Origin of the sequence: Pantoea rwandensis, assembly GCF_002095475.1 — a bacterium.
Taxonomy (GTDB): Bacteria; Pseudomonadota; Gammaproteobacteria; order Enterobacterales; family Enterobacteriaceae; genus Pantoea; species Pantoea rwandensis.
Genome location: NZ_MLFR01000037.1, coordinates 1 through 22754 on the forward strand (window position 1 = coordinate 1; position 22754 = coordinate 22754).

General features: G+C 52.5%; 21 protein-coding genes. 13 read left to right on the top strand and 8 right to left on the bottom strand.

Annotation, left to right across the window (positions count from 1 at the left end; translation table 11 throughout):
* Positions 1 to 147: 147 nt before the first annotated feature.
* Both HA51_RS23710 and HA51_RS23715 read left to right on the top strand, forming a co-directional pair.
* Positions 148 to 1539, top strand: coding sequence for a GntP family permease (locus HA51_RS23710; RefSeq protein ID WP_084937584.1), 1392 nt, complete (start codon positions 148 to 150; stop codon positions 1537 to 1539).
* Between the two features lie 14 nt (positions 1540 to 1553).
* Positions 1554 to 2324 carry a 3-hydroxybutyrate dehydrogenase gene (locus HA51_RS23715; RefSeq protein ID WP_084937586.1) on the top strand — a complete coding sequence of 257 codons (771 nt, stop codon included), beginning with the start codon at positions 1554 to 1556 and terminating at the stop codon, positions 2322 to 2324.
* A gap of 7 nt (positions 2325 to 2331) precedes the next feature.
* On the opposite strand, the gene HA51_RS23720 is transcribed toward HA51_RS23715, so the two are convergent.
* The 5 genes from HA51_RS23720 to HA51_RS23740 all read right to left on the bottom strand — a co-directional run bounded on the left by HA51_RS23720 (position 2332) and on the right by HA51_RS23740 (position 6735).
* Positions 2332 to 2715: a hypothetical protein gene (locus HA51_RS23720; protein WP_084937589.1), complete on the bottom strand. Its 384-nt coding sequence runs from the start codon at positions 2713 to 2715 to the stop codon at positions 2332 to 2334.
* Between the two features lie 18 nt (positions 2716 to 2733).
* A complete protein-coding gene (locus HA51_RS23725) occupies positions 2734 to 3654 on the bottom strand; it encodes an HlyD family secretion protein (protein ID WP_084937591.1) in 921 nt (306 codons plus the stop codon).
* A complete protein-coding gene (locus HA51_RS23730; RefSeq protein ID WP_084937594.1) occupies positions 3647 to 3841 on the bottom strand; it encodes a DUF1656 domain-containing protein in 195 nt (64 codons plus the stop codon). Before HA51_RS23730 ends, HA51_RS23725 begins: the two co-directional genes overlap by 8 nt.
* The gene (locus HA51_RS23735) at positions 3831 to 5717 is read right to left on the bottom strand and encodes an FUSC family protein (protein WP_084937597.1); all 1887 of its coding nucleotides are present in this window, start codon (positions 5715 to 5717) and stop codon (positions 3831 to 3833) included. The genes HA51_RS23730 and HA51_RS23735 overlap by 11 nt, the downstream gene beginning before the upstream one ends.
* A 112-nt stretch (positions 5718 to 5829) precedes the next feature.
* Positions 5830 to 6735 (bottom strand): LysR family transcriptional regulator, encoded by a 906-nt coding sequence (locus tag HA51_RS23740; RefSeq protein WP_084937600.1) that lies wholly within the window; start codon positions 6733 to 6735, stop codon positions 5830 to 5832.
* A 189-nt stretch (positions 6736 to 6924) separates the two neighbouring features.
* Between HA51_RS23740 and HA51_RS27360 the strand changes: the two genes are divergently transcribed.
* Positions 6925 to 8148 carry a TonB-dependent receptor plug domain-containing protein gene (locus tag HA51_RS27360; RefSeq protein WP_211282984.1) on the top strand — a complete coding sequence of 408 codons (1224 nt, stop codon included), beginning with the start codon at positions 6925 to 6927 and terminating at the stop codon, positions 8146 to 8148.
* Between the two features lie 12 nt (positions 8149 to 8160).
* On the top strand, positions 8161 to 9054 hold the full coding sequence (locus tag HA51_RS27365; RefSeq protein ID WP_211282985.1) for a TonB-dependent siderophore receptor: 894 nt from the start codon (positions 8161 to 8163) through the stop codon (positions 9052 to 9054).
* A 7-nt stretch (positions 9055 to 9061) separates the two neighbouring features.
* Here the strand turns inward: HA51_RS27365 and HA51_RS23750 are convergent, their stop codons facing one another.
* Positions 9062 to 9733, bottom strand: a complete 672-nt coding sequence (locus HA51_RS23750) for a TetR/AcrR family transcriptional regulator (RefSeq protein WP_245840262.1) — start codon at positions 9731 to 9733, stop codon at positions 9062 to 9064.
* A 212-nt stretch (positions 9734 to 9945) separates the two neighbouring features.
* Between HA51_RS23750 and HA51_RS23755 the strand changes: the two genes are divergently transcribed.
* From HA51_RS23755 to HA51_RS23785, 7 genes are all read left to right on the top strand, one after another.
* Positions 9946 to 11097 carry a Gfo/Idh/MocA family protein gene (locus tag HA51_RS23755; protein ID WP_084937603.1) on the top strand — a complete coding sequence of 384 codons (1152 nt, stop codon included), beginning with the start codon at positions 9946 to 9948 and terminating at the stop codon, positions 11095 to 11097.
* Positions 11098 to 11107: 10 nt separating this feature from the next.
* The gene (locus tag HA51_RS23760; RefSeq protein ID WP_084937606.1) at positions 11108 to 11941 is read left to right on the top strand and encodes a sugar phosphate isomerase/epimerase family protein; all 834 of its coding nucleotides are present in this window, start codon (positions 11108 to 11110) and stop codon (positions 11939 to 11941) included.
* Positions 11942 to 12000: 59 nt separating this feature from the next.
* Positions 12001 to 13242 (top strand): MFS transporter, encoded by a 1242-nt coding sequence (locus HA51_RS23765; protein ID WP_084937608.1) that lies wholly within the window; start codon positions 12001 to 12003, stop codon positions 13240 to 13242.
* A gap of 16 nt (positions 13243 to 13258) precedes the next feature.
* On the top strand, positions 13259 to 14428 hold the full coding sequence (locus HA51_RS23770) for a dihydrodipicolinate synthase family protein (RefSeq protein WP_084937610.1): 1170 nt from the start codon (positions 13259 to 13261) through the stop codon (positions 14426 to 14428).
* Positions 14429 to 14668: 240 nt separating this feature from the next.
* Positions 14669 to 16123, top strand: a complete 1455-nt coding sequence (locus HA51_RS23775; RefSeq protein WP_084937614.1) for an APC family permease — start codon at positions 14669 to 14671, stop codon at positions 16121 to 16123.
* Positions 16124 to 16236: 113 nt separating this feature from the next.
* Positions 16237 to 17562, top strand: a complete 1326-nt coding sequence (locus tag HA51_RS23780) for an APC family permease (protein ID WP_139810728.1) — start codon at positions 16237 to 16239, stop codon at positions 17560 to 17562.
* Between the two features lie 62 nt (positions 17563 to 17624).
* The gene (locus HA51_RS23785; RefSeq protein WP_084937619.1) at positions 17625 to 19061 is read left to right on the top strand and encodes an NAD(P)/FAD-dependent oxidoreductase; all 1437 of its coding nucleotides are present in this window, start codon (positions 17625 to 17627) and stop codon (positions 19059 to 19061) included.
* 31 nt (positions 19062 to 19092) lie between these two features.
* On the opposite strand, the gene HA51_RS23790 is transcribed toward HA51_RS23785, so the two are convergent.
* Entirely contained in the window at positions 19093 to 19797 is a 705-nt protein-coding gene (locus tag HA51_RS23790; RefSeq protein WP_084937622.1) for a PDC sensor domain-containing protein, read from the bottom strand.
* 10 nt (positions 19798 to 19807) lie between these two features.
* The gene (locus tag HA51_RS23795; protein ID WP_084937625.1) at positions 19808 to 20536 is read right to left on the bottom strand and encodes a FadR/GntR family transcriptional regulator; all 729 of its coding nucleotides are present in this window, start codon (positions 20534 to 20536) and stop codon (positions 19808 to 19810) included.
* A 281-nt stretch (positions 20537 to 20817) separates the two neighbouring features.
* On the opposite strand from HA51_RS23795, the gene HA51_RS23800 reads away from it, so the two are divergent.
* Both HA51_RS23800 and HA51_RS23805 read left to right on the top strand, forming a co-directional pair.
* Positions 20818 to 22242: a gamma-aminobutyraldehyde dehydrogenase gene (locus HA51_RS23800; RefSeq protein ID WP_084937628.1), complete on the top strand. Its 1425-nt coding sequence runs from the start codon at positions 20818 to 20820 to the stop codon at positions 22240 to 22242.
* Positions 22243 to 22257: 15 nt separating this feature from the next.
* A complete protein-coding gene (locus HA51_RS23805; protein WP_084937630.1) occupies positions 22258 to 22716 on the top strand; it encodes an ester cyclase in 459 nt (152 codons plus the stop codon).
* Positions 22717 to 22754 lie beyond the last annotated feature (38 nt).

Here is a 22754-nt window from a genome sequence, read left to right on the forward strand (position 1 = left end):
TTCGGTCGCCATAAATGGCGTCCCTACGTTGTTCGGTGCGGTTTTCGGTCACCATAAATGGCGTCCCTACGTTGTTCGGTGCGGTTTTCGTAGGGTGCGCATTTATGCGCACCTGGCTCAGTATCCACAAAATAATAAGGAAGCAACATGAGTGTCGTCATTGCCCTCGCTGCGCTTGGGTTGCTGATGTTGGCCGCATATCGCGGCTATAGCGTAATCCTGTTTGCCCCGATCGCCGCGCTGTTAGCGGTATTACTCACCGAACCGGCAGCGGTTGCGCCCGTGTTCAGTGGTCTGTTTATGGAAAAGATGGTGGGCTTTGTGAAGCTCTACTTCCCGGTCTTCCTGCTCGGGGCCATCTTTGGCAAGTTGATTGAACTCTCAGGATTCTCACGTTCCATCGTCACGGCGGCGATTGCATTACTGGGCCGTCGCCACGCCATCCCAGTGATTGTGCTGGTGTGTGCATTGCTGACTTATGGCGGGGTCTCGCTGTTTGTGGTGGCGTTTGCGGTCTACCCTTTTGCTGCCGAACTGTTCCGTCAAAGCAACATTCCCAAGCGTTTGATCCCCGCTACAGTCGCATTGGGCGCGTTCTCCTTCACCATGGATGCGCTTCCCGGTACGCCGCAGATTCAAAACATTATTCCCGGCAGTTTCTTCGGTACTAACGCCTGGGCGGCGCCATGGTTGGGGTTGATCGGTTCACTGTTCATTATTGTGGTTGGCTTAGCTTGGCTGGATCGTCAACGCCGTAAGGCGCAAGCCAACAACGAGCAGTACGGTACCAACCTGAAGAATGAGCCGGAAACCGCTGAGAATGTGCAACTGCCGCATCCGGCGATTGCCATTCTACCGCTGATTTTGGTAGGGGTTCTCAATCTCTGTTTCACCTATTGGATTCCTGCCTGGTACGGTGCGCACAGCAGTGTCACGCTGCCTGGCAATCCCACGCCAATTGTTACTGATATCGTCAAAAGCACTGCGATTTGGGCCGTGCAGGCCGCATTGCTGAGCGGCATTCTGGTGGTGTTGATCTTCGGCTGGCGCAATATTCGTGGACGACTGGCGGAAGGTAGCCGCACCGCGGTGGCGGGTGCACTGCTGGCGGCCATGAATACCGCATCTGAATATGGATTTGGCGCAGTGATCGCGGCGCTGCCGGGCTTTGTGGTGCTGTCTGGCGTGTTGCAGGCGATCCCAAATCCGCTGCTGAATGAAGCGATTAGCATCACGGTGTTGGCGGGGATCACCGGTTCGGCTTCAGGCGGCATGAGTATCGCGCTGGCAGCAATGGCCGAACACTTTATCGAGGCGGCGCAGGCGACAGGCATTCCGATGGAAGTGCTGCATCGCGTCGCGGCCATGGCCAGTGGGGGGATGGACACGCTGCCACACAATGGCGCTGTCATCACGCTGTTAGCGATCACCGGTTTAAGCCACAAAGAGGCGTATGGCGGCATATTCGCCATTACCATTATTAAAAGTCTGGCGGTGCTGTTTGTGATTGGGGTGTTCTACCTCACCGGCATTGTCTAAAGGAGGATGACGCAATGCAATTAACAGGAAAAGTGGCTTTGGTCACCGGCTCAACCAGCGGCATTGGTTTAGGTATTGCGCAGCAGTTGGCGCAACAAGGCGCAACGGTGATTCTTAACGGCTTTGGTGACGTGGAGCAGGCTAAAGCGCTGATCGCCGCCACCGGCGCGGAGGTGGATTACCACGCTGCGGATATGTCGGACCCCCAACAGATTGCCACGATGATCACCTGGATTGAGGAGACATACGGCGCGCTGGATATTCTGGTGAATAATGCCGGGATTCAATACACCGCCCCGGTTGAGCAATTCCCGGTAGAAAGATGGGACGCTATTATCGCCATTAACTTGTCGTCGGTATTTCACACCAGTCGTGCCGCGTTGCCGGGCATGCAAGCACGCGGCTGGGGACGCATCATTAATATCGCTTCGGTACACGGTCTGGTGGCATCGAAAGAGAAATCAGCCTATGTGGCGGCAAAACATGGTGTGGTGGGGCTAACTAAAGTGATCGCCTTGGAAAACGCGCAATCACCGATTACCTGTAATGCTATCTGTCCCGGTTGGGTACTGACGCCGCTGGTGCAGCAGCAAATCGACAAGCGCATTGCGGCGGGCGAAGACCCGGAAGCCGCGCGGCTGGCCCTGTTATCAGAGAAACAGCCCGCGCAAGCGTTTGTCACGCCAGAACAGCTGGGCGCACTGGTGCTGTTCCTGTGTAGTGAGGGCGGAGCACAGGTGCGCGGTGCTGCCTGGAATATGGATGGTGGATGGCTAGCGCAGTAATAAAAGTTTAGGCTAGCCAACGTTCGATCAATGCCATGGCATAGGGTTCTGAGCTGACTAACTGGTGTGAAATGCCGAATAGCTTGCGCATTTTCGCCAGTTGCTCACAGCGCTGGAGATCACTTTCGATGCTGATCATCCCCCGGCAGATTTGACTGAGTGTTTTACGATGTTCAATCAGCCAGCGGCTGCGTAATTCTCGATCGGCATTGCTCTCTTCTGCACGCATGTGGTCATAGACCATCACAAAGGGCGTGCCCTGTTCCAACAGGTAAGTCATCTCCTCAATCCATTGTTGCGCATAGCCTGCACTAACAGCCTGTTGGTTGAGTGTCACCATCGGGAAACGGCTCACGTTGAGCACGGTAAAGGCAGTGGAAGTCGGTTGCATAACATCTCCTTGATATGATTAAAGCCAGCGGGTGAGCAGCGAAGTGAGGCGACCTTGTGGTGTGCGATTGCCTATGACCGCGATGCTGCAACTCATGCCAGCGGTCAGTAATTGATTGTCAGGCAGCGCATCGAATTCAATACGCACCGGGATGCGTTGGGCCAGGCGAATCCAGCTGAAAGTAGCTTCCACACTGGGCAACCCTTGCGTATCTGATATTTGATTGCTGTCACTGATGCCGCGACCAAAGCTGGCGATATGGCCTGCAAGCATTGTCTCTTGCCCCATCAGGCGGATATGCACGCGATCGCCAATCTGCATGCGTTGCAATTTGGTCTCCTCGAAATAGCCGGTGACCCAGAAGCTGTGTGCATCCACCAACGCAATATCCGGTGTGCCAGCCACGGCATAATCACCGGGCTGTAAGTGCAAATGGGTGACGTATCCATCAACTGGCGCGCGAATGGCGGCACGTTGCAGATTCAGGCGCGCCAGGGACAGCGCTGCCAGCGCCTGCTGTTGTTGCGCTTCTGCCACGAGTGCGGCTTCGCGCGCGCGCTGCCTATCCTCTGCCGCCATCAGGGCTCCCATTTGCTGGCGATGCTTCTCCTCCTCACGCTTTTGCAACAGCGTGGCGGTGGCTTCATTCAACTGTGCCTGAGCCGTGCTGACGGCGAGTTCGAACCGGGCAGGGTCAATGTTGTAAAGCAATGCGCCTTTTGCCACATACTGGTTGTCTCCCACTGTGAGTTGGCTAACCGTGCCGGAGACTTCCGGTGCGATGCGAATGACCTGGGCACTGACTCGACCATCACGGGTCCACGGCGCCAGTACATACGCCCGCCACAACGTGACGGCCAGAAACAGCGCGATGCCCACCATCAGCAGGGTGAACAAAGCCTTGAGAGACGATTTCCAAGTAAACGCGTGATTAGACATAAAGAATCAGTACCGCCAAAAGAGTGAAAGAGAGAGAAAACTCCACTAACGCCGGGTGCCAGACCCATCGCAAGATGCCGCTGCGCATCAGACACAGACGCAGCCCGATAAACAGCGGGTAGGTGATGCACAGGTAGATAAAAAACGGTGGCAGATAGATACCCGCCAAAGAGACTTCACTGAGCATCGGTTTCTCCTGCGGCCATCGCCTGCAGCAATTGGGCCGCTGAGGTTAAATGCGCTATCAGCGTGACGTTGTCACCACTGATCGCTAAGTTTCGAGCGGCACGCACCATATGTTTTGCCGCTAATGAGGGCTGCTGAGCACGACGTGTTATGCGCTGCTGCAAAAGGGTGATGAGGGTTTGCTGCTGGGAAGTCTGAATAGCATGAGGCAGCGCTAACCATGCACGGCCCAGATTCAATGCCACTAAACCTTGTTGCAGAGCCTGTTGCTGTTGCTGAGGCTGCGCGCGCAGTAACCCCACCAGCTGTGCCAGGCGATGTTGTTGATGCTGCTGCCAGCGCGTAGCTGAAACCTTTTTTCCTGACAGCAATGTGACCAGGTTATGGCGAATCTGTTTCTGGAGTCGCACAACTTGTCGCTCAGGCCGACGCGGCATGAGTTGAAACGCCAACAGCGTGGCTGCCGTGCCCAGCAACCACGCTAGCGACCAGTTAAGGAATTGTGCCGCGTCGTAGACCATCGGATTCGTGGCTGCCGTTAACGTGTTGAATCCAACCAAATAGGCCAGCCCGCTCAGCATATGTTGCGGCATGCTGGTGGCATAAATGCCAGGCAACCAGAAAAGGCTTAGTACGATTAACAGCAGGGGCAAGCCGTTGATCAACGGCAGCAACACAAAGGCGCAAATAAAGGCCATCGGTAGGGCAAACAGCGTCCCAAGCAAAAATTTTCGTGCGCCCGCGGCCGGTTGGGGGGCCGTAGAAAGCAGGGCAAAATAGGGTGCAATAACCAATAGCATAATGTCACCGTCTGACCAGCCACTGCCTATCCACAGCGCGGAGGCTGCCAGCAGGGTTATCGCGGCACGCAGGCCATTACGCCAGGCTCCGCGCCAGTCACGATGAAAAGCGACAGGCGGCAACGATTGGCGAACCGGTACATGATCCAGACTGCTCAGCAGAGTGAGTACGCGCAGCAGGTTTTCCATCGGCAGGTGTTCATTCGGCGGCAATGTTTCTGCTTTGAGTGCGGCGCGCAACTGTACTTGTGCCGCAGGAATATGACTGGGGCCTCGTTGAAGTAGGTCGTTATTCTGCTGCCAGCGTGCATGTTGAGTTGATGCCTGCATGGTGGCGTTCACCAACAGCAAATCCATCACCTGGCGAATAATGGGCGTTTGTTGTGCCAGCAGAGGGGACTCTTGACGCGCAGCGGCCAGTAAATCATCCACGCCATACAGTTCAGCCAGCAACTGGCGTTGCAGGGGCGTGCGGTCATATTCGGCTTGTATTCGCGTAGTTTGCTGTGTCAGGTGCCATAGCTGCGAAGTAACCTTCCCGCTCAGACTTCGGCGACTAAACAGGGCGCTAACCAGTCCCAATGAAATGACACCCAATGCTACGGTAGAAGCGCGTCCGACAGCATGTTCAAACGCCAATTCAGGGTGTTGCATGGCACCAAGTGTTGCCAACCCAATGGTGTAACCGGCGACGGCGGCGCCAGAGGCACGGAAATGACGCAACACGCTCATCGCCATTACGCATGCCCCCAACCAGAGGCTATCTGCGATAGCAAACAACCACGGTTGCTGGGTGAAAGCCGCCATTAAAGCCAGTGCAACCACCATCCCCATTAACGTGCCAATCAATCGCCATTTTCCCTTGCCTAATACCGCACCTTGAACGGGGTTCAGCACCAGCAGAACCGTTGAAGCCGCCGAGTAGGGCATATCCAGTTCCAGCCAATAGGCGGCTACCAAGGCGAGATTAGCCGCCAGCAGCGCCCGCAGGATATAGGTGGCACGCGGTGAAGTAATATCGCAGTATTTAATGCAGGTCAGAAATGTATTAGCCGGGAAAGATAGCGCTCCGTTCATCGGCTTCCCTAAGTCAGTGAGAGTGAAGACTCAATGTAGAGAAGCGTCACGGTGCATAAAAGTGAGCTTTTTCGAATCTATCCGTGCGCTAAACGCACGGATAGGGGGGCCGTTATTCATCCTCGTTGCAAAGTTGCCTGATGGTTTGGCGTAACCAGCGGTGTGCCGCATCTTGCTGAAAGCGTGGATGCCAGGCCTGAGTCAGGGGTACGGTTTCGAGAGGGATAGGTAACTCAAACAAACGTACACGAAGTCCAGCGGCCAATGCGCTACGCGCAAGATGTTCGGGCATTGGGAGTAGCAAATTAGAATCCAGTAGGGCGAAAATAGCACTGTAAGGGGTGGCGACAATCAGAGAAACCTGACGTCGCAGGCCCAATTCGCCTAAAACACGGTCTATGGGACCACTGTCTTTACCACGCCTTGATATGCTGATGTGCCCCCACTGCGCGAGTTGCTCAGGTGTGATGTCCAGAGAAAAAATCGGATGTTCTTCCCGCGCCATCCCCACAAACCGGGTGGTAAACAGCGGCTGTACACGAATCTCTGGCCCTAGCTGGCGAGCCGCACTGATGAGAAGATCAATACGACCACTGCGCAGCATCTCAACATCGACATCGTCCTCTTCCGGTGCAAAGTGAAGCGTTGCACGCGGCATGGCTTTTGCCATCTCATCGAGAAGACGTCCCGAGTAAAGCCCGACAAAAGTATCATTGGCGCGGACATTAAAACGACGCGTCACTTCCTGTAATTGCACATGTTCACCCGGCGTGAGGACCTGTGTTGCTTGTTCTACAGCACTTCGTACCTGGTCACGTAAAGCCAGTGCGCGCGGCGTTGGCACCAATTTGCGGCCAGCCTGAACGAACACCGGATCACCCAGGGTCTCTCGAATCCTTCCCAATGTGCGGCTCATTGCCGGTGCACTGAGATTCATCCGTCGCGCTGCTGCGGCGACGCTGCCCTCTTCCAGCAGAATATCCAATGCCAGTAGCAGATTCAGGTCAGGGTATTTCATGGCAGCCTCCGGGCAGGAAAACGGCATCCTAGCGCGATCGCGTTAGCGTTAACAATCATCATCGATACGTGCGTTTAACGCATTCATAAAGTGACTGTCACGGCATTTACCGGTTACAACAGACAAATGAAAATGATTCTCGTTTGAATGCAGAATTTATCACACTATTCGCTACCAACCGGGAAGAAAATGAAACAAAACTGGGACTTATCACGTCATGTGCCACTCGCTACGATACTGCTTGTTTCGTCAACCCTGGCAAGGGCTGAGGAACAAACACTGACGGTAGAGGGGACTCCCTCGTTAGGTGATACCACTGAACAGACCGCTTCCTACACCACGGGTGAGACCCGTGCGGCAACGGGACTTACGCTTTCTCCGCAAGAGACGCCGCAGTCCGTTTCGGTGCTCACCCGGCAACGGATGGATGACCAGCAATTGACCAGTGTGCAATCGGCGCTGGAAGCCACAACCGGCATTACCTCGCGGACGCTCGACAGTGAACGCGTCGATTTTTATTCACGCGGCTTCAGTATCGATAGCTTTCAGTTTGACGGTGTACCCACCAGCTTTGTTAATGGCGCGAGTTTTCTCGATACCGCGTTCTATGACCGTATCGAAGTGGTGCGGGGTGCAACCGGGCTATTAACCGGGGCTGGCAATCCTGGCGCTTCAGTGAATTTAGTGCGCAAACGACCCAGCGAGGTGTTTCAGGCACATACCACATTGAGTGCGGGTTCCTGGGATAACTACCGCGCCATGGCGGATGTTTCTGTTCCACTAACGGAAGACGGGCGTGTGCGGGCGCGTGTCGTCGGCAGCTATCAGGATCGACACAGCTGGCTGGATCGTTATCAACAGAAGAAGCAGGCGCTGTATGCGGTAATAGATGCGGATTTAAGCGACGATACGACGCTCAGTGTCGGCTATGATGCACAAATCATTCAGCCCAAAGGCACCACCTGGGGCGGCGTGCCGCGCTGGTACAGTGACGGTTCAGAAACGCACTGGTCACGTTCCGTTAATTCGGCGGCTAACTGGAGCCATTGGAATAATACCCTGCGCACGGCCTTTGCCAGCCTGGAACATAATTTTGATAACGGCTGGAATCTCAAAACTCACTTTAGTCAGCAACGCACAGAGTCTGACGCAAAGCTATTTTCCTCTCTGGGTTATCCTGACCGCAACAGTGGCGAAGGGCTGATTCCCATCGCGTTAGCCAGTCGTGCTTCGTCCCGGCAGAACAGTCTCGATGTGCAGACCAGCGGACCCTTTAGCCTGCTTGGGCGGGAACATGAAATGGTGATGGGACTGATGCTATCGAAACGCATCAGTGATGAGTACAGCAGTGGTTTTGTGTATCCGAGTAGTCCGTTAGGGAGTATTTATCAGTGGAACGGCGACTATCCGTAGCCGGATTTCAGCCTGGCAAATTGGACAAGAACACACACTGAAATCACTCAGCGTGGATTTTACAGCGCACTGCGCTTGTCATTGGCTGACCCGCTTAAGCTGATTGTCGGATCACGTGTTAGCCAGTATAAAATCAACCAGAGTGACGGCAGTACAGATTTTAATTATGAAAAGAAATCCGCGCTTTCACCCTACGCCGGACTGATTTTCGCGCTGAATCCCACGTATTCGCTCTACACCAGCTACACCACGATTTTCAATCCGCAAACCTACCGTGACCGTAATAACCAAGTGCTGAAACCTACCCGTGGTAATAATCGCGAAATCGGGATAAAAGGGCGCTATTTCGACGGGCGATTCAATGCGTCGTTAGCCTTGTTTGATGCTCATCTCAATAATGTTGCCACGTTGGATAACGGCTATTTGTTGCCAGATGGCAGTCAGGCTTATAAGGCCAGCAATGGCACGGTTTCAAAAGGTATCGAAGTCGATTTGCAGGGCGAGCTGTCGCCGGGTTGGAATCTTTCCTTGGGGGTGGCGAACTTTGCTGCCGCTGACAGCGACGGTTCGCGTTTAAATCCACAGTTACCCCGCACCACTGCAAGGTTGTTCACGACATGGCAACTTCCTGGCCGTTTTGATGCCCTGACGATAGGGGCGGGTGCCAATTGGCAGAGTAGTAGCTGGTTGGCCGCCACCAGCCCTTCGGGCAGCACACGTGCGACACAGAAGTCTTATACGGTGGCTTCGTTGATGGCGCGTTATGCTTTAACGTCACAAGCGGATATCACCGTTAACATCAACAATCTCTTTGATCAGCGCTACACGGTGATGAACGGTTTCTATAACCAAGTATTGTATGGGGAACCGCGTAACGTGGTGCTGACGGTGGATTATCGTTTTTAGCGGTTGTCTAAGGCTTAATCCACGCCGCAATACACTCTTTCATCACACGCAGGCGCTCATCGAGCGCCGCTTTGGCACTGAGATCTTGCTGGTAGATAATGGAGAGGGTGGACTGGTTAATCAGATAAAAGAAACCCAGCGCCGAGATGTTGATGTTGAGCTGCATAACATCAATCTCTTCGCGCACGCAGCCCTCTTGGCGGCCCCGCTGTAACAGCTGATGGGTAATGCTGCTCCAGCTCTGGTTGATCTGTACAGTGACATCCGAGTCTTTTAAGTGCCGTGCTTTGAGTTGGTTTTCACTGTTCAGCAGGCGGATAAACTCGGGATTTTTGAGATAGTAGTGCCAGGTAAACTCGACCAATTGCAAAATGGCCTGATCGGCGGGCAAATGGTCTAGATTCAACGCCGCTTCCTGTTCACGTATATCGCGATAAGCTTCTTCTAACACTCTGGTAAAGAGAATGTCTTTGTTGGTGAAGTAATAGTAAATCAGTTGTTTATTAGCGTGGGCACGTTCGGCAATGCTGTCAACACGCGCACCGTCAAATCCCTTCTCAGCGAACTCGGCACGCGCGGCCATCAGTATCCGCACCTGCTTGTCTGTGACTTCATCAATATTGCTTGCGACACGATCAACCAAAGCAGAATCCCCACACATCACTGTTTTTCTGAGCATTATAGTGCCTCTTTTTGCGCATAAAACAAGGGTAAAAAGAATTTCAACTAACTAGTTGGTTATGTGAATTCGATCAAAGTCAGCCGCATTGATGAACACTATAGTGACGTCATCAACCAGTTAGTTGATTGATTATGAATCAGCGCGCGTTGATGTGTGAAAGCAGATGTTGAACGTGTTACTTCCATCACAAACTAAGTTGAGGTGAATACATGGCACAGATTCCAGTGGGCATCATCATGCACGGCGTGACCGGACGAATGGGAAAGAATCAACACCTCATCCGCTCCATTGTGCAGATTCGTGAGCAGGGAGGTGTACCTCTCGCCAACGGCGATCGACTGATGCCGGACCCCATTTTGATTGGTCGCAATGCGGAGAAGATCGCCGCGTTGGCGCAGGCTTATGGCATTGAGCGCTGGGGCACTGATATTGATGAGGCGCTTAATAATCCGCATGACATCATCTTTTTTGATGCGGCGACCACGCAAGCGCGCCCGGCTTTATTAAAAAAAGCCATCAGCAAAGGCAAACATGTTTACTCCGAAAAACCGGTCGCGATGGGATTGGATGATGCCATGGATTTGTATCATTTCGCCCGTGAAAAGGGCGTTTGTCACGGTGTGGTGCAAGACAAACTCTGGCTACCGGGTTTGCAGAAATTACGTCTGCTGAATGAATCCGGCTTCTTTGGCCGCGTGTTGTCGGTGCGCGGCGAGTTTGGCTATTGGGTATTTGAAGGCGACCGTCAGCCCGCGCAGCGTCCCTCTTGGAACTATCGCAGTGAAGATGGCGGCGGCATCATCCTCGACATGATTTGCCACTGGCGCTACGTCATTGACAACCTGTTTGGGGAAATCAAAAGTCTCAGCTGCATTGGCGCTACGCATATTCCGCAGCGCTGGGATGAGCAACAGCAACCTTATGATGCCACCGCCGATGATGCCGTCTACGCCACCTTTGAACTGCACAACGGTGCGATTGTGCAAATCAACAGCTCATGGTGCGTGCGCGTGCGCCGTGATGATTTAGTGACATTCCAGGTTGATGGCATTAAAGGGTCCGCGGTTGCTGGGTTAAGCGACTGCTTTACTCAGGCCAGTGTGAATACGCCGAAGCCGGTGTGGAATCCAGATATTCGTCAGACTCATAACTTCTTTGATGACTGGGCTTCTGTGCCCGACACCCAGGTTTACGACAACGCCTTCAAAGTGCAGTGGGAAATGTTTTTACGCCACGTGTGGGGCGAGGGTGAATATCGCTGGGATCTTCTGGAAGGCGCCAAGGGATTGCAGTTGGTGGATTTGGCACTGAAAAGCTGGAAAGAACGCCGTTGGGTCGATTTGCCTTCATTGGAGCGCTGAGGAGCCGATCATGAATCAACCCCGTCCGGAGCAACTGTCATTAAACACAGCCACTGTGCGCCAGCAGTGGGATTTGCGTCAAATCATTGAAGGCTGCGCGCGTCATGACATTCGTGGCATTTCGCCGTGGCGCGATCAGGTTGCCGCGTTGGGATTGCGTGAGGCCGCTAGGCTGATTCGCCACCACGAATTGGCGGTCAGCGGCTATTGTCGTGGCGGCATGTTCCCCGGCAGTGATCACCAAGCGCGCCAGGCCACTCTCATCGATAACCAGCGTGCGGTTGATGAGGCGCTGGAATTAGGCGCGCAGTGTCTGGTGCTGGTGGTCGGGGGATTACCACCGGGTTCAAAGGATCTGCCGGGTGCGCGCCAGCAAGTTAGGGATGGGCTAAGCGCATTGCTGGAATATGCCCGTGCAGGTGGCATGCCGCTGGCCATTGAGCCGTTACACCCGATGTATGCTGCCGACCGCGCGTGTATCAACTCGTTAAAACAGGCCAATGATCTCTGTGACGAGCTGGGCGATGACGGGCTCGGGATCGCGGTCGATGTCTATCACACCTGGTGGGATGCCGAGTTCAACCAGGAAATCGCTCGCGCAGGACGCAAGCGGCTGCTGGCGTTTCATATCTGTGACTGGCTTAGCCCAACCCGCGATCTGCTGGAGGATCGCGGCATGATGGGGGATGGCGTCATCGATATCCGCGCCATGCGGATGGCTGTTGAAGCGCAAGGCTACGCTGGGCTGCATGAAGTGGAGATTTTTTCCCGCCTTAATTGGTGGACTCAGGATCCGGATGAGGTACTCAAAACCTGTAAGACTCGCCATCTGGTGCACGGTTAACCGTATCTGACAGAGCTGAAAAGCTGTTTTCGTCGGTCAAAGACATTGTCGAGGAAAAGATGAATACAGATACCCGCAAAATGATTCTGGTCACCGTGTTATGCGGCCTTGGCTACATGATGTACTCGGTGGATCGTATGACGGTTTCATCAGCGATAGGGCTGATAGCCGGTGATTTTGGTCTCGGCAAAGCCGAGAGCGGAATTCTGCTCTCCTCCTTCTTTTTTGGCTTTATCGTCTTTCTGTTTATTGCAGGCATCATCGCCGACAAGTTAAGTGGAAAGCCCGTGTTAATTCTCGGCCTGATGATGTTCTCGCTGGCCACCTTGTTAACGGGTGTGGCGGGCAGTTTTACCAGCTTGATTTTCTATCGCGTTATGACGGGCATCGGTGAAGGCATCTTCTGGCCTGCGGCATCGTTGGAAGTGGCCAATGTCACCAGTGAGAAACAGCGCACCACAGTGATGTCACTCTATTGGATGGGCTACCCGATTGGCGGTTTTCTCGGCACCTGGATGGGGGCCATGCTCGGACCGATCTTCGGGTGGCGCGTGGTGTTCTATGTCGCGGGTGCCATGGGTATGTTGGTTGCCCTGCTGTATCTGGTGCTGGTGAAAAACGACCGCAAACCCGCTGAGCTCATTGCCCGTCAAGCTGCAGAAAAAGTGCCACTGAAAATGCTGTTCCGCCACGCGCCAGTGCTGTTAATGGCCGCCTTCTACTTCGTGCTGTTGGCAGGTTGGTGGATTGTGTTGCTGTGGGCGCCAAGTTATCTGATGCAGGTAAAAAATCTGTCGATAGGTACTGCCGGTACCATTGCCAGCCTGCTGGGGATTACCGGTGCGCTGGGTGGCTTCGTACTCGGACGTTATTGCGATAAGGGAGACTTCAAACGCCGTCGTACCTTGCTGATGAGTATCACCTTTGTGAGCGGGTTGGTAATGGCGGCGATGGCGCTCAATCTCTCAGTGCCTCTGGTGATCGTGCTGGTATTGATACTGGGTTTTCTCGGTTATCCGATCACGCCTATCGTGCTGTCACTCACCGCCGAATTAGTCCCGCCCTCGCTGCGCGGTTCTGCCATTGGCTTCGTGATGAATATGGGCATGGCAGCAGGCGGCATCTCCCCAATCGTTGCTGGTTATTACGCGCAACATTACACCTTGCAACCGGTATGGCTGGCGGCATCGCTGGTGATTCTGTGCAGCAGCGTTGTGCTGCTCGGCGTGCGGCGTTTACCGGTCGCGACATCTAAAAATGCGCAGGACGTGATGCCGTCCGGGCATCTGGCTAAACACTGAAATAAGGATAGAAATCATGTCTGTCAGCAATAAAGTTCGTTTACTGGATCGCAACGGGCAACCTTACAGCTATGTGTTGCAAGGTGAGCGCAATTGGCATCTGCCAGTCAAACCGACGTTTAATCGCCAGGTGTATGCGGCGGCGCATGTGGTGGCTGACCCGCTGCAGATGCAAAACCCGCACAGCGATATGGCTATCGACTGGGATGCCACGCTGGCATATCGACGCCACCTGATGTCACTGGGGTTGGGTATTGCGGAAGCGATGGACACGGCGCAACGAGGCATGGGGTTGGACTGGCCTACGGGCTTGGCGCTGATCAAACGCAGCGTTGAGCAAGCGAAATCCTATCCTGGCGCTCGTATCGCCAGTGGCGCGGGAACCGATCACCTGACAAATTTTACCGGACTCACGGTACAAGATGTGATTGCGGCTTATGAACAGCAAATTGCGGCAATTGAAGCCTGCGGGGGACGCATTATTCTGATGGCCAGCCGCGCCCTGGCGGCGATTGCGAAAGGTCCGGACGATTATATCCATGTGTATGGCACGTTACTGCGTCAGGTGCGTGAGCCGGTTATCTTGCACTGGCTCGGCGATATGTTTGACCCGGCTTTACGTGGTTATTGGGGTAGTGAAAGCATTCACAGTGCGATGGAAGTGTGTCTCGCGGTGATCAGGGAAAATCAGGCGAAAGTGGAGGGTATTAAAATCTCCTTGCTGGAGAAAGACCGCGAAATTGAGATGCGCCGCCAGTTACCTTCGGCTGTCAAAATGTACACCGGCGATGATTTCAACTATCCCGAACTGATTGCCGGTGATGAGCAAGGATACTCTCACGCGCTGTTAGGCATTCTGGATGCAATTGCACCAGCGGCTACCAGTGCGCTCCACGCACTGGCGCAGGGTGATCGCGCTACTTTCGATAGGATTCTTGCCCCCACTGTTCCACTGGCGCGTCATCTGTTCTCCGCACCAACCCAATATTACAAAGCCGGGATTGTTTTCCTCGCTTGGTTAAATGGACATCAAAAACACTTCACCCTGCTGGGCGGCATGCAAAGCGCACGCAGCTTATCGCACTACTGCGAAGCCTTCCGTTTAGCGGATCAGGCGGGGTTATTGGAGAATGCGGACATTGCCTCTGAGCGCATGTGGTTGCTGGCAAAATTGCACGGTATTTAACAGAGAATGGCGGGGCGGTGAGTCGCCGCCCATGCTCATTAAGTCCCCGTATTGCTCGTCATAATCCTCTTAGTCAGCGACCTAAACCCTTCATAAGAAACACCTATACCCAGAAAACCAGCTGAATAACATGATGTTATATGCAATTTAACAAAACTGTGACATCGCACAATATACATATAACATATTATGTTTTATAAATACTGACATAACATTACAGTCAAGGTTCTGGAGGCGTTGATGAGTACTATCCCGTCAGGAAATACCCGCAGTACAGCCGAGCATGAAGAGCGAAAATTCAAACGATCGATCGGTTTGATGTCTAACTTCTCGCTGGGCTTTACCTATTTATCCCCCCTCACCGCCGTATATTCCCTGTTTGCCTTAGCGATGACCCTGGCCGGTCCGCCCTCTATCTGGTGGATCTTGATTGCTGCGGGCGGGCAATTACTGGTGGCGATGGTGTTTGGTGAAGTCGCGTCGCAATACCCGATTACCGGCGGCTTATATCCGTGGTCGCGCATACTGTGGGGTAAAAAATATGCCTGGATTGCCGCATGGGTGTATCTCTGGGCACTGGTGGTGACCATCACATCCATTGCCGAATACAGCTCAACCTTTGTCGCTTCCTTGCTCGGTTATGAACAAACCGCCATTAATCTGCTGATGACGTCGGTGGTGCTGCTGTTAATGATGATGGCTATCAATCTGTCCGGCACCAAAAATCTGGCACGTGTAGCGCGTATTGGTTTCTGGTGTGAAATCGTCAGCGTTATCGCTCTCGGTATCTATTTATTGCTGTTCCATCGCATGCAGCCGATTAGCGTGATCTTTGATTCAATGGGCGTGAGTGCCAGCGGTGGCTATACGGGTGCCTTTATGTCGGCATCGCTGCTGGGGCTATTTATGTTCTTTGGCTTTGAAGCCTGTGGCAACGTGGCGGAGGAAGTGCAAAACCCGAGCCGTAAAATCCCGGTCGCCATGATTTTAAGTATCGTATTCGGTGCGATTTCGGCAGTGATTTCTGTGTTGGGCTATCTGCTGTCCTATCCCAATCTGCACGATATTGTGTCAGGCAAAATTCAGAACCCGATTCCCGAGATTCTGAATAATGCGCTGGGGCCGATGGGGGAGAATGTCTTCATCGTGGTGGCGGTGATTGCGATGCTCTCGTGCATTCTCTCGCTACAAGCGGCGCTGAGCAGGCTGTTGTTCTCTTTCTCACGTGACAAAATGCTGCCGGGCAGTCGCTGGATGGCGAAGATCTCCAAGCATGACGTGCCGGATAACGCCATGATTGTCAGTTGTGCTTTGCCGCTGTTGATTTGCATCTGGGTTTATTACCAGCCTGATAACCTGGCGCGTATTACTGCTTTCGCGGTAGTGGGCATCTATATCTCCTTCCAGATGGTGGTGCTGGCCGCATTACGCAAGCGTCTGCAAGGCTGGAAACCGCAAGGCGAATGGAGCATTGGCCGCTGGGGCATCTGGGTGAATATTCTGGCGCTGATTTATGGTCTGAGCGGCATCTATTTACTGGTGCAGCCAGGTGAAGGAAGCTTCGTCGACAAATGGATTGTGTTGATCGGTCTGTTTATTGTGGTGGGGTCGGGTGCGCTGTATATGTTTATCGCCAGACCTTTCAGCCAGAAGAGCAATGAGCAGCATTATGATTTGAGTGCCGTCAAAGAATAATCCTAGTGGGTGAGGGTAGCCTCACCCCCCTTCCGACTTTAATCCAAACTTCAATTCATCGCCGGTGCCATGCGAAGAGAACGGCGTGTCTGACATATTGAATGGGAATTGCTATGAGCCTGAATTCAAGAAAAAAGACAAATCTTTCCATCTGGCAAGTGATCATTATCGGTATTGCCTATATGACGCCGATGACGGTATTTGATACTTTCGGTATCGTCTCTAAATTAACCGAAGGTCGTGTGCCATTAGCTTATTTATTGGCGCTGGCAGCGGTGTTATTTACTGCGCTCAGTTATGGACGCATGGTGAAATTACACCCGTGCGCTGGCTCAGCTTATACTTATGCTAAGAATGTTTGCGGCAATAATATTGGCTTTATGGTGGGGTGGTCATCGCTGTTAGACTATATTTTCCTGCCGATGATTAACTCACTGTTGGCCGGCATCTATCTACAAACGTTGTTGCCCGAGATTCCACCGTGGATTTCGATTCTCGCTTTCACCACCCTGATTACTTATATCAACTGCTGCAACATTAAAATTCTGGCCAATGTGAATTTTCTGTTTGTCGGCATGCCGGTGATTCTGATGGGGGTGTTTGTCTATCTGGTGGTCAAGGATCTCGACACCGCCTATGGCAGTGGACGTGTGCTCACGGTGACCCCACTGTTTAATGGCAATGCCAGCATCCTGCCGCTGATCAGCGGTGCGGCGGTACTGTGCTTCTCTTTCCTTGGCTTTGATGCCGTCACCACACTCTCTGATGAAACCGACAAACCGGAAAGTGTTATCCCCAAAGCGGTGTTTTATACCGCACTGAGTGGTGGAGCTATTTTCTTCCTCGCCGCGTGGTTTATTCAACTTTATTATCCCAATAACGCCATGTTTAAAAATCCGATGGAGGCGATGCCTGAAATCGTTTTATACGTTGGTGGTCGCTTCTTCCAAACGCTATTCCTGATTGGCATCTTGCTGAATACCGTTGCTTCAGCCTTGGCCTCTCATGCCAGCGCAGCACGATTGCTGCATATCATGGGGAAAAACAATCCGGTTACGGCACCAGTTTTGGGTTATATCCATCCTCAAACGCACAATCCGCTTTATTGCGTCTTGCTCACCGGATTTATTTCACTCAGCGCAATCTTTTTTAATTTAGATACCGCTGTTTCGCTCATCAGTTTCGGTGCGCTGGTGGCTTTTAGCGCGGTCAATCTCTCCGTCATAGTGAAGTTTGTTTTTGTCGATAAACAAATCACGACCCTCAGTGATCTGTTTAAAAATCTGGTACTGCCGCTGTGCGGCCTGGCGTGTGTGGCAATGATGTGGGTCAATCTCGATCATGATGCCTTTATGCTGGGATCCATTTGGGCGGTGATAGGCATTAGCTGGATTATTTACTGCAGTGTAACCCAGCGTGAAGTGATGATTTCCGAGTAAAGCCAACAATAAAACTCACAGTGAATCTTCCTGTGGTGCGATTAACGAACCGAGACTAATAGATGAACAGACAGCCCGATTTAATTAAGCCGGTATTAATGCGCGATGCAAAATTTACGCGACCGAGTCACACCGCCATTGATGGTGACTGGAACTGGGTCAGACAATGTGACGAAACCGAGAATATCGATCCGGGAAATCCGGCCAATTACTACGAGTCGACGCTTGCACCCTGGACAACCTTTCCACCATTGGATGGTGAAAAAGTGTGTGAATTCGTAGTCATTGGCGGCGGGTTACTGGGGGCTTCCACGGCGCTCCATTTGGCTGAGTCCGGTCTTGAAACGGTATTACTGGAGAAAAACGCCATCGGTTCGGGCGCATCAGGACGCAACGGCGGGCAACTTACGCCGGGACTGGCACGCTGGGAAGCGGAGTCAATGCTGGATAATCTCAGCCTGGATGAAGCTAAACGCCTGTGGCATTTCACTTCAACCGAAGCCATGTCGCTGATTGATGATATCGCGAGCCGCTACCACCTTGATTTGGATCGCCAACGCGGACACATCACCGCCGCGATTCATCCCGGCCACATGAATGCCCTGGTGCAGGCCGCGGATGCCCGTCGCTTCCTCGGTGACGATAACGTCACGGTGTTAGGCGGCTACGAGCTGCATGAGCATATTAAATCGGACGCGTATTACGGCGGCGTGCTTGACGATCTCGGCGGGCAGATTCATTCGCTGGCGCTTAATCGCGGCCTGATTTACGGCTTTGTGATGAATGGCGGTCAGGTCCATGAACAGAGTGAAGTGATGCGGATTGAGGAGGTGGGAAACGTGACGCGCGTTCACACCGCAGCGGGCGTGATTACCGCCACCAAGGGCGTGGTGATCGCGGTACATGATGCGACCCATACTCTGCTCAACGAAAACAACGCGACCACTATCCCGTTTTATACCTATGTGGGGGTGACCTCGCCAGTGGCCGGTGGCACTAAAACTCTGCTGCCGACGGGGAAACCGGTGTATGACACTCAATTGCAGATCGACTATTACCGCCCAGTGCGTAATGAGCGACTGCTATTTGGTGGGCAAGGCACGGGCATGCGCTGGGATGACACGCGCACCGTGGATTACCTCACCTCACGCTTACGCGCCGTGTTTCCCGAACATGACGCGCTTCAGCTGGATTTCGCCTGGAGCGGTACGACGGATTTAACGCTAAACGGTGCCACGGATTGTCGTAAAGGCGGCAAGAACGGCAAAATCTACTCGGTACATGGCTGGAGTGGGCATGGTATTGCGCAGACGGTCCGCATTGGCAAAGCGATTCGTGATGATATCGTCAACGCCAACAGTGATTTTTCGATGCTCACGGCAATAAAACATACGCCGTTGATGATCGGACGAAAACTGGCACCTGTGGCGATTCCGTTAGCGAAAACCTTGCTCGGCATCAGTGCCAAACTGGCACCGGGAAAAATGATTTCGTTTTGATGAAAAACCTGCCGCGACGTGCGGCAGGTTTTTACAAGAAATAGATTTTACAAAAACCGTTTTGCGTCGTTTGATAGGGCACATCAATATTCACCAGTGACCCAGTGCGGTATTGCAGGTGGCTGGAGAATATTACGCGATTATCACTGTTAGTCATGATCACTTTGCTGCTTAATTGCTTAACAATAGGCAGCAGCGCTTCCTCAATGCGGCTCACTAATATATCCACAGCCGCGACACCTACCATATTTCCTGCAATCACTACGGGTGATGCTGCAGTAATGGTATAAGCCGAGGTGCAGACATAATCAACATAAGGACCGTGTAAATAAACATCTTCCGCGTCTGGCGTATTTTTAAACCACTCAAAGGTGCTGAAATCCAGTCGTTGCTGCGTGGCTTGATCAAGATCTAAGCAAGACTGTTGATGGCTCTTCGGGTTTTTAAACCACCACTCCAAAAACCAGTAAGGCTGAGCGAGATTCTCAGTGGCCAGATGGCTGGCAAATCCTGCACCTGAACAGAACTGGCTCTCCAGCAGGACTTTTTCAATCGACGGGTAGAGGCTTTTTCGCAGGCTGCTTTCACGCTGTTTGTCAGCAGCGATGCCCGCCACGGGAAGCGTGGCGAGCTGGTGGTTGACGTGATTAGAGAGCGCTTTGGTTGAGAGGGTTACTGCAGCGAATAGCTCTTCTAACGTATTGACGATCCGCGCGTGGTGACTGACATCGCTCACTGTTCTCTCCTCACAGAATCTCTTTAAAGCTTATTTTATATTCAATTAACTTTGACGTTAATTCATTAATTAACGCACTCGCCAGATTAACCGCAGCCAGTTCATCATGACCACGAAATGCGGTCAATAACTTGCGATAAATATCGACAGTAGTGTGATGAGCCGCATCTGACTTATATAAAAGTGTGACCAGTGACGCCCATTCAGATTGAATAATCAGTTCCTGACTGGCAATTCTCGCTGACTGCGAGTTTGCCGCAATCGTCAATAAACAGCGCATATCTGCCTGGCTGCGCATTTCCGCGCTGGTGGCGTGCTCCAAAGTATCGACAAATTGCGTCAGTGTGGCGATGTCATTGGACGTCATGCGCGTGGCCGCTAATTTCGCGGCATGACAGAAAATCGCGCAGTGCCATTCACCGAGATCAGACAGATATTCGGTGCTGATCAAATTGAACGGATGTTGCGACGATGCCTGTTTATCAATGCTATTGGCGACAAAACTGCCACCGTTACGGCCACGCACGGTATAAACCAAACCGTTGGCACGCAGGGTATTCAGCGCTTCGCGAATCGTGATGTGTGAGACGCCCATCATCCGGGCCAAATCCGCTTCATTCGGCAGTTGCTCATTGGCTTCAAGTAATCCTGAAACTATCGCGTTGGCCAGTCGCTGCACGATTTGATCGGAACGACTGGACTGCCCAATAGGGGAAAAAATCACAGCATGAGTAATCATAGTCCTCGTGATTTCTTATTCGTGTTGGGGAGGCAGGATGCACATTCATAACATAAAACATCCACATTGGAAACAATGAGTTGCCTTATCTGGTCGCGGCGCGATTGGCTGAAAAGTAACGCAATCAGCAGCTTAAACAATCTACTACCGAAACAGCCTCTTGTGGATTGGTGAACGGGCAAATATGCGAGTGCAATCAAATTAATGTGAAAGAAACGTTGCCTGATTTGTGATTATAATGATAAAACCTAATATGTTATATGATTAAAGGAGCCTGTGGCATGCGTAAGATAAAACACTTTATCAATGGGGCCTTCTGTGAGGGCTCAGGCAGTGAGACGTTCGAACTGGTCAGCCCGGTGAGCGGTGAAGTCTATGCATTATCTCCCCTTGCTAATGAAGAGGATGTCAACGCGGCCTATGCCGCCGCCAAAGTCGCGTTTAAAAGCTGGAAACAGAGTACGCCGAGTGAACGTCAGCGCGCGTTATTGCACTTGGCCGATGCGATCGAGCAGCACTGCGATCGCATCGTCGATATCCAGAGTGAAGAGACCGGTCAGCTGAAACACTTCATCCGTCAGGAGGAGATTGCGGCTTCCTGTGATGCCATTCGCTTCTTTGCCGGTGCAGCGCGCTGTCAGGAAGGCAAGGCTTCCGGTGAGTATATGGCGGGTTTTAATTCGACCCTTCGCCGCGAACCGTTGGGCATCGTCGGTCAGGTCACACCTTGGAACTATCCGTTCATGATGGCGGTGTGGAAGATTGCCCCAGCACTGGCGGCGGGAAACACCGTGGTGTTAAAACCCAGTGATACCACACCGTTGAGCACCTTACTGCTGGCTGAGTTGGCTGCGCCATTTTTCCCGGCAGGCGCCATTAATGTGGTGCTGGGTAAAGCCGAAAGTGGCTCGCTGGTGGTGTCACACACCGCTGCCTCGCTGGTGTCGATCACGGGTTCCGTGCGCGCTGGTTTGCAAGTCGCGGCGTCGGCAGCAGCCAATCTCACCAAAGCCCATCTGGAACTGGGAGGTAAAGCGCCGGTAATCGTGTTTGGTGATGCCGATATCGATAAAGCAGTGAAAACCATCTGTGCCGCAGGTTTCTTTAATGCGGGTCAGGATTGCACTGCGGCAACGCGGATTTTGGTTGAGGAAGAACATTATCCTGGCTTCCTCGACAAATTAGTCAGTGAAGCGCGCAGCCTTCGTTTTGGTCAGCCAGACGATCAAGACGCCTTTTATGGCGCGTTGAATAGTCAGAATCAGCTGGAGCAAGTCAAAGGCTTTATTGCCCGTCTCCCAGCGCACGCCCGCATCGAAACAGGTGGTAAAGCGGGTAGTGGGCCGGGTTTCTACTTTGAGCCGACGATTATTTCGGGCTTGAAGCAGAGTGATGAAGCCGTCCAACACGAGGTATTTGGGCCGGTGATGACCATTCAAACTTTCGCGTCAGAAAGTGAGGCGCTATCAATGGCCAATGACGTGGAATACGGTCTGGCTGCCAGCGTATGGACACGCGATCACCGTCGTGCACAGCTCTTTAGCCGTGATCTCGATTTCGGTACCGTCTGGATTAATAACCATATTCCCCTTTGCGCAGAAATGCCGCATGGCGGATTTAAAAAGTCTGGTTATGGAAAAGATCTTTCTGCGTATTCATTAGAAGAATACACACGCATTAAACACGTCATGAGTGACTTATCTTAAGAGCGGGTATTAATCATGAAAAAGATGGCAATGGTCGTAGCACTGTTTGTTTCTTCCAGCTGCTTTGCCAGCGAAACGCCACTGGAAGTGGTGCAGCATTATATGAGCGCATGGAATCAACATAATGCTCATCAGGCTGGCACCTATCTGGCAAAAGATGTGACCTATTATGACGCAGCAGTAGGCACACCGGTAAAAGGCAACAGCGATGCGGAAAAAAATGTCATTAAAGCCTTTATTGATGGTGTCCCTGACTTGAAATGGCAGATGGTCGGCAAACCCGTTTATAACCACGATATTGTGGCTTTTGAATGGGTATTCTCGGGCATTAACAGCGGCGAGTGGGCGGGAAGTCCGGCAACCAACAAACCGATTAAATTTCACGGTGTTTCTTATATAAAAGTGAAAGAGGGCAAAATCACCTATCAAGGTGATTATTACGACTCGAAGAAACTCGACGAACAATTAAAGTGATTTTTAACGTTTGAATCCATGCCTGAATAATTCAGGCA

Coding starts and splice junctions, on each gene's coding strand:
- HA51_RS23750 (WP_245840262.1), bottom strand. CDS start 9,733: ATGCTCAGAAAAACAGTGATGTGTGGGGATTCTGCTTTGGTTGATCGT.
- HA51_RS23755 (WP_084937603.1), top strand. CDS start 9,946: ATGGCACAGATTCCAGTGGGCATCATCATGCACGGCGTGACCGGACGA.
- HA51_RS23785 (WP_084937619.1), top strand. CDS start 17,625: ATGAACAGACAGCCCGATTTAATTAAGCCGGTATTAATGCGCGATGCA.
- HA51_RS23715 (WP_084937586.1), top strand. CDS start 1,554: ATGCAATTAACAGGAAAAGTGGCTTTGGTCACCGGCTCAACCAGCGGC.
- HA51_RS23775 (WP_084937614.1), top strand. CDS start 14,669: ATGAGTACTATCCCGTCAGGAAATACCCGCAGTACAGCCGAGCATGAA.
- HA51_RS23760 (WP_084937606.1), top strand. CDS start 11,108: ATGAATCAACCCCGTCCGGAGCAACTGTCATTAAACACAGCCACTGTG.
- HA51_RS23800 (WP_084937628.1), top strand. CDS start 20,818: ATGCGTAAGATAAAACACTTTATCAATGGGGCCTTCTGTGAGGGCTCA.
- HA51_RS23780 (WP_139810728.1), top strand. CDS start 16,237: ATGAGCCTGAATTCAAGAAAAAAGACAAATCTTTCCATCTGGCAAGTG.
- HA51_RS23720 (WP_084937589.1), bottom strand. CDS start 2,715: ATGCAACCGACTTCCACTGCCTTTACCGTGCTCAACGTGAGCCGTTTC.
- HA51_RS27360 (WP_211282984.1), top strand. CDS start 6,925: ATGAAACAAAACTGGGACTTATCACGTCATGTGCCACTCGCTACGATA.
- HA51_RS23710 (WP_084937584.1), top strand. CDS start 148: ATGAGTGTCGTCATTGCCCTCGCTGCGCTTGGGTTGCTGATGTTGGCC.
- HA51_RS23795 (WP_084937625.1), bottom strand. CDS start 20,536: ATGATTACTCATGCTGTGATTTTTTCCCCTATTGGGCAGTCCAGTCGT.
- HA51_RS23740 (WP_084937600.1), bottom strand. CDS start 6,735: ATGAAATACCCTGACCTGAATCTGCTACTGGCATTGGATATTCTGCTG.
- HA51_RS23730 (WP_084937594.1), bottom strand. CDS start 3,841: ATGCTCAGTGAAGTCTCTTTGGCGGGTATCTATCTGCCACCGTTTTTT.
- HA51_RS23805 (WP_084937630.1), top strand. CDS start 22,258: ATGAAAAAGATGGCAATGGTCGTAGCACTGTTTGTTTCTTCCAGCTGC.
- HA51_RS23765 (WP_084937608.1), top strand. CDS start 12,001: ATGAATACAGATACCCGCAAAATGATTCTGGTCACCGTGTTATGCGGC.
- HA51_RS23735 (WP_084937597.1), bottom strand. CDS start 5,717: ATGAACGGAGCGCTATCTTTCCCGGCTAATACATTTCTGACCTGCATT.
- HA51_RS23725 (WP_084937591.1), bottom strand. CDS start 3,654: ATGTCTAATCACGCGTTTACTTGGAAATCGTCTCTCAAGGCTTTGTTC.
- HA51_RS23770 (WP_084937610.1), top strand. CDS start 13,259: ATGTCTGTCAGCAATAAAGTTCGTTTACTGGATCGCAACGGGCAACCT.